At 69.9% G+C, this 7184-nt stretch carries 5 protein-coding genes; all 5 read left to right on the top strand.

What is annotated here, in order from left to right:
- Positions 1-58: 58 nt before the first annotated feature.
- The gene (dut, locus tag ITJ60_RS08565; protein ID WP_194647983.1) at positions 59-547 is read left to right on the top strand and encodes a dUTP diphosphatase; all 489 of its coding nucleotides are present in this window, start codon (positions 59-61) and stop codon (positions 545-547) included.
- Entirely contained in the window at positions 544-1281 is a 738-nt protein-coding gene (locus ITJ60_RS08570) for a DUF3710 domain-containing protein (protein WP_228510001.1), read from the top strand. Before dut ends, ITJ60_RS08570 begins: the two co-directional genes overlap by 4 nt.
- 25 nt (positions 1282-1306) lie before the next feature.
- Complete coding sequence (locus ITJ60_RS08575) at positions 1307-2098, top strand: DUF3159 domain-containing protein (protein ID WP_194647642.1); 792 nt, start codon at positions 1307-1309, stop codon at positions 2096-2098.
- Between the two features lie 129 nt (positions 2099-2227).
- Positions 2228-5044 (top strand): aconitate hydratase AcnA, encoded by a 2817-nt coding sequence (gene acnA / locus ITJ60_RS08580; RefSeq protein WP_194647643.1) that lies wholly within the window; start codon positions 2228-2230, stop codon positions 5042-5044.
- A gap of 132 nt (positions 5045-5176) precedes the next feature.
- Positions 5177-7108: a 1-deoxy-D-xylulose-5-phosphate synthase gene (gene dxs, locus ITJ60_RS08585; protein ID WP_194647644.1), complete on the top strand. Its 1932-nt coding sequence runs from the start codon at positions 5177-5179 to the stop codon at positions 7106-7108.
- The last annotated feature ends 76 nt before the right edge of the window (positions 7109-7184 follow it).

The following is a 7184-nucleotide window of genomic DNA, read 5'->3' on the forward strand; positions in this document are numbered from 1 at the left end:
ACCACGACTCGGGACAGGTCACGGTCGGGTCACGTCTCTGCACTACCCTCGACACGTGATGGAACCAGTCGACGTCCTCTGGACCGGGGAGAACCGCCCCGGACACGCCCACCCCGGCGACGCCGGTGCCGACCTCGTCTCGACCGAGGCCTTCGTGCTGCAGCCGGGCGAGCGCCACCTGGCCGCGACCGGGCTGCGGATCGCGCTCCCCGAGGGGTACGCCGCGTTCGTGGTCCCGCGCAGCGGGCTCGCCGCCAAGCACGGCATCACCATCGTCAACAGCCCGGGCACGGTCGACTCCGGGTACCGCGGCGAGATCAAGGTCTCACTGCTCAACACCGACCGGTCCGAACCGTACGAAGTGCACGTGGGTGACCGCATCGCACAGCTGATCGTCATGCCCGTGCCGCGGGTGACGTACACGCGTGTCGAGGAACTCCCCGACAGCGTCCGGGGCCAGGGCGGCTTCGGCTCGTCCGGCTACGGTGACCGGAGCGGTGCCGTGACCGGCGCCGCCGATGATGTTCAGGAAGGAACGCGCGCATGAAGTTCGGTCGACGCAAGCGTGACGAGGTCGAGGGCGCCGAGGTCGAGGTGGCCGAGGCCGTCGCCGACGAGGTCGAGATCGCGGACACGACCCCCGAGGTCGACATCGCGACGGACGCCGACGCGGACCTCGACGAGGTCGACGCGGTCGCCCCGACGGACAAGTCCGCTCCCGAGGACCGCGCCGAGAACGGCCCGCACGACGAGACCGAGGCGAACCTGGTCCGTCCGTACGTCGACCTGGGCGGTGTGAAGGTCCTGCCGCGCGAGGGCCTGCACCTGCGCCTCGAGGTCGAGGAGGGCTCGCAGCGCGTCGTCGCGGTCGGGCTCGACTACGACGACTCGACGCTGCAGGTCCAGCCGTTCGCCGCACCCCGCTCGACGGGGTTGTGGCACGAGATCCGTGCGCAGATCGCCGAGCAGATCGAGCGCCAGGGCGGTGTCGTGACCGAGGTCGACGGCCCGTTCGGCCCCGAGCTCCGTGCGTCCGTGCCGGTCGCGGTCGACGGCGACGGCGGCACCGCCGGCGTCCGTCCGGCCCGCTTCGTCGGCGTCGACGGCCCCCGTTGGTTCCTGCGCGGCGTGATCGCCGGCAAGGCCGCTGAGCAGCCCGACGACGCGAGCGAGATCGAGGAGCTGTTCCGCAGCGTCGTCGTCGTGCGCGGCACGACGCCGATGCCGCCGCGCGACCTCATCCCGCTGCACATGCCGAAGTCGACGCAGACCGCGATCTGACGACCTGACCCGCCCTGGAGGCACGGTGCCGGAACACGACGACACCCACCGACCCGAGACGGCCTGGTCCGAAGCCGTGCCCGCGTCGGCTGGAACACCTGACGCTGCGTCGGTTGCGCCGTCGTTCTCGGCGCAGTTCCGCGACGCGGTGCAGAACGCGGGCATCGCCCGCGTCGCCCCCGGCGAGGCGCCCTCCGGGCGCGCGCTGCTCGGAGCGGTCGGCGGGATCCGCGGGCTCGCCGAGTCGGTGCTGCCCGGGTTCGCGTTCCTCGTCGTCTACGCGATCACGAAGGAGCTCGTGCCGAGCGTCGTGATCCCGGTCGTCGTCGGACTCGTCTTCGTCGTGCTCCGCCTGGTCCAGCGACAGTCGCTGACGATGTCCTTCGCGGGCATCCTCGGCGTCGCGGTGTCGGCGGGCCTCGCGCTCATCACCGGACGCGCCGAGAGCAACTTCATCCCGGGGATCATCATCAACTCGGTGTGGTTGGTCGGGCTCCTCGTGTCACTGGCCGTTCGCTGGCCGCTCATCGGTCTGGTCGTCGGGTTCCTGCTGCCGGCGAACGAGGACGGCTCGCACGTCGACTGGCGCGCCGACCCGGTCAAGCGCCGCGTGCTGACGGTCGCCACCTGGATCTGGGTCGGACTCTTCGCACTCCGTCTGGCCGTCGAGGTCCCGCTGTACCTCACCGCGCAGGTCGAGCTCCTCGCCGGCCTCAAGCTCATCCTCGGCGTCCCGCTCTACGCCGCCGTGCTCTGGGTCACGTGGCTGCTGGTCCGCACCGTGTTCGTGCGGAGGGACGACGCCGCCACGGTGTAGAGTTGTCTCGACATCAAGAGACTTTCCCGTCCGGCGCTCCGGCGTCAGCGGGATTAGGTTTGCCTTGCTGGTGGGACGGACCACGGCCCGCGATGATGAGGGCAAACCGATCAGTAGGGAGGCGGCACGGTGGCTGCAGTCAATAGCTTCGGCTCGAAGGACACACTGTCGGTTGGGGGTGTCGACTACGCGATCCACCGGATCGACACGGTGCCCGGGCACGAGAAGCTCCCGTACAGCCTGAAGGTGCTGCTCGAGAACCTCCTCCGCACCGAGGACGGCAAGAACGTCACCGAGGCGCAGATCCGCGCGCTCGGCTCCTGGCGCCCCGACGCCGACCCGGACACCGAGATCCAGTTCTCGCCGGCGCGCGTCGTCATGCAGGACTTCACGGGCGTGCCGTGCATCGTCGACCTCGCCACCATGCGCGAGGCGATGGCGGACATCGGCGGCGACCCGAACAAGATCAACCCGCTGTCCCCGGCCGAGATGGTCATCGACCACTCGGTCATCGCCGACCTGTTCGGCAGCACGGACGCACTCCAGCGCAACACCGACCTCGAGTACGAGCGGAACGGGGAGCGCTACCAGTTCCTCCGCTGGGGCCAGACCGCGTTCGAGGACTTCAAGGTCGTCCCGCCGGGCACCGGCATCGTGCACCAGGTCAACATCGAGTACCTGGCGAAGGTCACCTACACGCGTGACTTCGACGGCGAGACCTACGCGTACCCGGACACCCTCGTCGGCACCGACTCGCACACCACGATGGTGAACGGGCTCGGCGTGCTCGGCTGGGGCGTCGGCGGCATCGAGGCCGAGGCAGCGATGCTCGGCCAGCCGGTGTCGATGCTCATCCCGAAGGTCGTCGGCTTCAAGCTCTCCGGTGAGATCCCCGCCGGCGTGACCGCGACCGACGTGGTGCTCACGATCACGCAGGAACTCCGCAAGCACGGTGTCGTCGGCAAGTTCGTCGAGTTCTACGGCGAGGGCGTCAGTGCCGTCCCGCTCGCGAACCGCGCCACCATCGGCAACATGTCGCCCGAGTTCGGTTCGACGGCGGCGATCTTCCCGGTCGACGACGTCACGCTCGACTACCTGCGCCTGACCGGTCGCGACGAGGCGCAGATCGCCCTGGTCGAGGCGTACTCCAAGGCCCAGGGCCTGTGGCACGACGCGTCGGTCGAGCCGGCCTACTCCGAGTACATGGAACTCGACCTCTCCACGGTCGTGCCGTCGATCTCGGGGCCGAAGCGTCCGCAGGACCGGATCGAACTGTCCAAGGCGAAGGACCAGTTCGAGGTCGACCTGAACAACTACACGACCCCGAGCGAGCAGACCGACCTCGACGACGCGGTGGAGGAGACCTTCCCGGCCTCCGACCCGATCGCCGCGGGCTCGACCAACGAGGACACCAACCTGCACGAGCACGTCTACGTGTCGAGCGCCCCGTCGACGGCCTCGGCCCCGACGAAGGTCGCGATGGACGGGGCCGACCCGTTCACGATCGACCACGGTGCCGTCGCGATCGCCGCGATCACCTCGTGCACGAACACGTCGAACCCGTCCGTCATGATGGCGGCCGGCATCCTCGCGCGGAACGCCGCCGCCAAGGGCCTGACCTCGAAGCCGTGGGTCAAGACGACGCTCGCCCCCGGGTCCAAGGTCGTCACCGACTACTACGAGAAGGCCGGTCTCACGACCTACCTCGAGCAGCTCGGCTTCTACACGGTCGGCTACGGCTGCACCACCTGCATCGGCAACTCGGGCCCGCTGCCCGAGGAGATCTCGCAGGCCGTGCAGGACAACGACCTCGCCGTCACCGCGGTGCTCTCGGGCAACCGCAACTTCGAGGGGCGCATCAACCCCGACGTCAAGATGAACTACCTGGCGTCCCCGCCCCTGGTCATCGCGTACGCCCTCGCCGGGTCGATGCACTTCGACTTCGACAAGGACGCCCTCGGCAAGGACCAGGACGGCAACGACGTCTACCTGCAGGACATCTGGCCCGACGCGGCCGAGGTCCAGCAGGTCATCGACGAGTCGATCGACACCGAGATGTTCACCCACGAGTACGGCTCCGTGTTCGATGGCGACGACCGCTGGAAGAACCTGCCGACCCCCACGGGCGACACCTTCGAGTGGGACCAGGAGTCGACCTACGTGCGGAAGCCCCCGTACTTCGAGGGCATGACCATGCAGCCCGACGCGGTGTCGGACATCTCCGGCGCCCGCGTGCTGGCGAAGCTCGGTGACTCGGTCACGACCGACCACATCTCGCCCGCCGGCTCGATCAAGGCGGACAGCCCGGCCGGCAAGTACCTGGCCGAGCACGACGTGGACCGCAAGGACTTCAACTCCTACGGCTCGCGTCGCGGCAACCACGAGGTGATGATCCGCGGCACGTTCGCGAACATCCGTCTGCGCAACCAGCTGCTCGACGGCGTGGAGGGCGGCTACACCCGTGACTTCACGACCGCCGACGGCGAGCAGTCGTTCATCTACGACGCCTCGCAGCACTACCAGGAGCAGGGCATCCCGCTCGTCATCTTCGGTGGCAAGGAGTACGGCTCGGGCTCGTCGCGCGACTGGGCGGCCAAGGGCACGAACCTGCTCGGCGTCCGCGCGGTCATCACCGAGAGCTTCGAGCGGATCCACCGCTCGAACCTCATCGGCATGGGCGTCGTCCCGCTGCAGTTCCCGGCGGGCGAGACGGTCGAGTCCCTCGGGCTGGACGGCACCGAGGTCGTCTCGATCTCGGGGTTGACCGAGCTCAACGAGGGCCGGACCCCGAAGACCGTGCACGTCACCGCGACCCCGAGCGAGCACTCGCCCGCCGGCAAGCAGCCGGTCGAGTTCGACGCGGTCGTCCGCATCGACACCCCGGGTGAGGCCGACTACTACCGCAACGGCGGCATCCTGCAGTACGTGCTCCGGTCGCTCGTCTGAGTGACGTGAGCACGGGTCGCTGACGCGACCACACGACGGACCGGAGGCCCGTGGCGACACCGCCACGGGCCTCCAGTCCGTCTGCCGGTCACGCGGATATGGTGGGGGATCAGCCCCACGAAAGGAGCGCCCGTGAGCCTGCTCAGCAGCATCACGTCGCCGCGCGACCTGAAGCGTCTCTCCGACGTGCAGATGACCGAACTCGCCGCCCAGATCCGCCGGTTCCTGGTGGCCGAGGTCGCGAAGACCGGTGGGCACCTCGGGCCCAACCTCGGGGTGGTCGAGCTGACGCTCGCGATGCACCGGGTGTTCGACTCGCCGAACGACCCCTTCGTGTTCGACACCGGGCACCAGTCGTACGTGCACAAGCTCGTCACCGGGCGGCAGGACTTCTCGAAGCTCCGCGAGCGAGGCGGCATCGCCGGCTACCCGCAGCGGAGCGAGTCCGAGCACGACATCGTGGAGTCGTCGCACGCGTCGTCGTCCCTGTCGTGGGCCGACGGGATCTCCCGCGCGTTCGGGCAGACCGGACAGACCGACCGCACCGTCGTCGCGGTGGTCGGTGACGGCGCCCTCACCGGTGGGATGACGTGGGAGGCGCTCAACAACATCTCGGACGACAACGACCGTCGCCTGGTCATCGTCGTCAACGACAACGGCCGCTCGTACGCTCCGACGATCGGCGGCATGGCGCGGTTCCTCAGCTCCATGCGCACGCGGCGTGAGTACCGGGCGCTCTACGAGACCTCCCGGGCCGTGGCCGACCGCTTCGGCGCGCCCGGCCGGGCCGTGTACCGCGGGATGCGCGGGGGGCTCCACGGGTTCCTGTCGCGCTTCACGAACAACGAAGCGCTGTACTCGAACCTCGACATCAAGTACATCGGGCCGGTCAACGGACACGACCAGCGTGCGATGGAGGCAGCGCTCCGGCAGGCGAAGGCCTACGGCGCCCCGACGATCGTGCACGCGATCACCGAGAAGGGCCACGGGTTCGAGCCCGCCCTGCGCGACCAGGCCGACCAGTTCCACGCCGTCGGGCACATCGACCCGGAGACGGGGGAGTCGCTCGACGCCGCGTCGGGTCCGTCGTGGACCTCGGTGTTCGCGTCGACCCTGGCTTCTGTGGGCGATTCGGACCCCCGTGTCGTCGCGATCACGGCTGCGATGCTCCGGCCGACCGGACTGCACCTGTTCCAGGAGCAGCACCCCGACCGCGTGTACGACGTCGGCATCGCCGAGCAGCACGCCGTGACGACCGCTGCGGGTCTCGCCTACGGCGGCCTGCACCCCGTGGTGGCGCTGTACGCGACCTTCCTCAACCGCGCCTTCGACCAGGTGCTGATGGACGTCGCGTTGCACAAGGCCGGCGTCACGTTCGTGCTCGACCGTGCCGGCATCACCGGGCCGGACGGGCCGTCGCACCACGGCATGTGGGACCTCGCGCTGCTGCAGGTCGTGCCCGGCATCCGGATCGCGGCGCCCCGTGATGCGGCGACCCTGCGTGAGGAGTTCCGCGAGGCGATCGCCGTCGACGACGCCCCCACCGTGCTCCGGTGGTCGAAGGGCCAGGTCGGGCCGGACATCCCCGCCGTCCGTCGTCTCCCCGACGGTGTGGACGTGCTGCACGCCGCTGCGGACGGCGTCGAGGACGTGCTCTTCGTGGCCGTCGGCTCCATGGTGCCGACAGCGCTCGAGGCCGCGGCGCTGCTCGAGGCGCAGGGCATCGGCGTCACCGTCGTCGACCCGCGCTGGGTGGTCCCGATCCCGGGCTCGCTCATCGAGCTGTCGCGGACGCACCGGCTCGTCATCACGCTCGAGGACGGTGTGCGCGTCGGCGGCGTCGGGACCCGTCTCCGGCAGGACCTGCGGGCAGCCGGGGTCGACACCGGCGTGAATGAGCTGGGGTTGCCGGACGAGTTCATCGACCACGCGACCCGGTCGCAGATCCTCGCCGACGTCGGGCTGACGGCGCAGGCGATCGCCCGCGACGTGATCGACCAGGTCGTCGGGACGAAGCTGCCGCAGGCGAAGCCCGCGCGGTCGCGGGAGTCCGCGGACCGCTAGGCGGGGCGTGTGGCGCGTGGTCGGGCGTGCGGGGCGTGCGGCAGTCCCGCGTCGCGCCCCCGCGCGGGCGGGGGGG

The organism is Curtobacterium sp. VKM Ac-2884 (assembly GCF_015350945.1).
In the GTDB taxonomy this organism is placed as follows: domain Bacteria; phylum Actinomycetota; class Actinomycetes; order Actinomycetales; family Microbacteriaceae; genus Curtobacterium.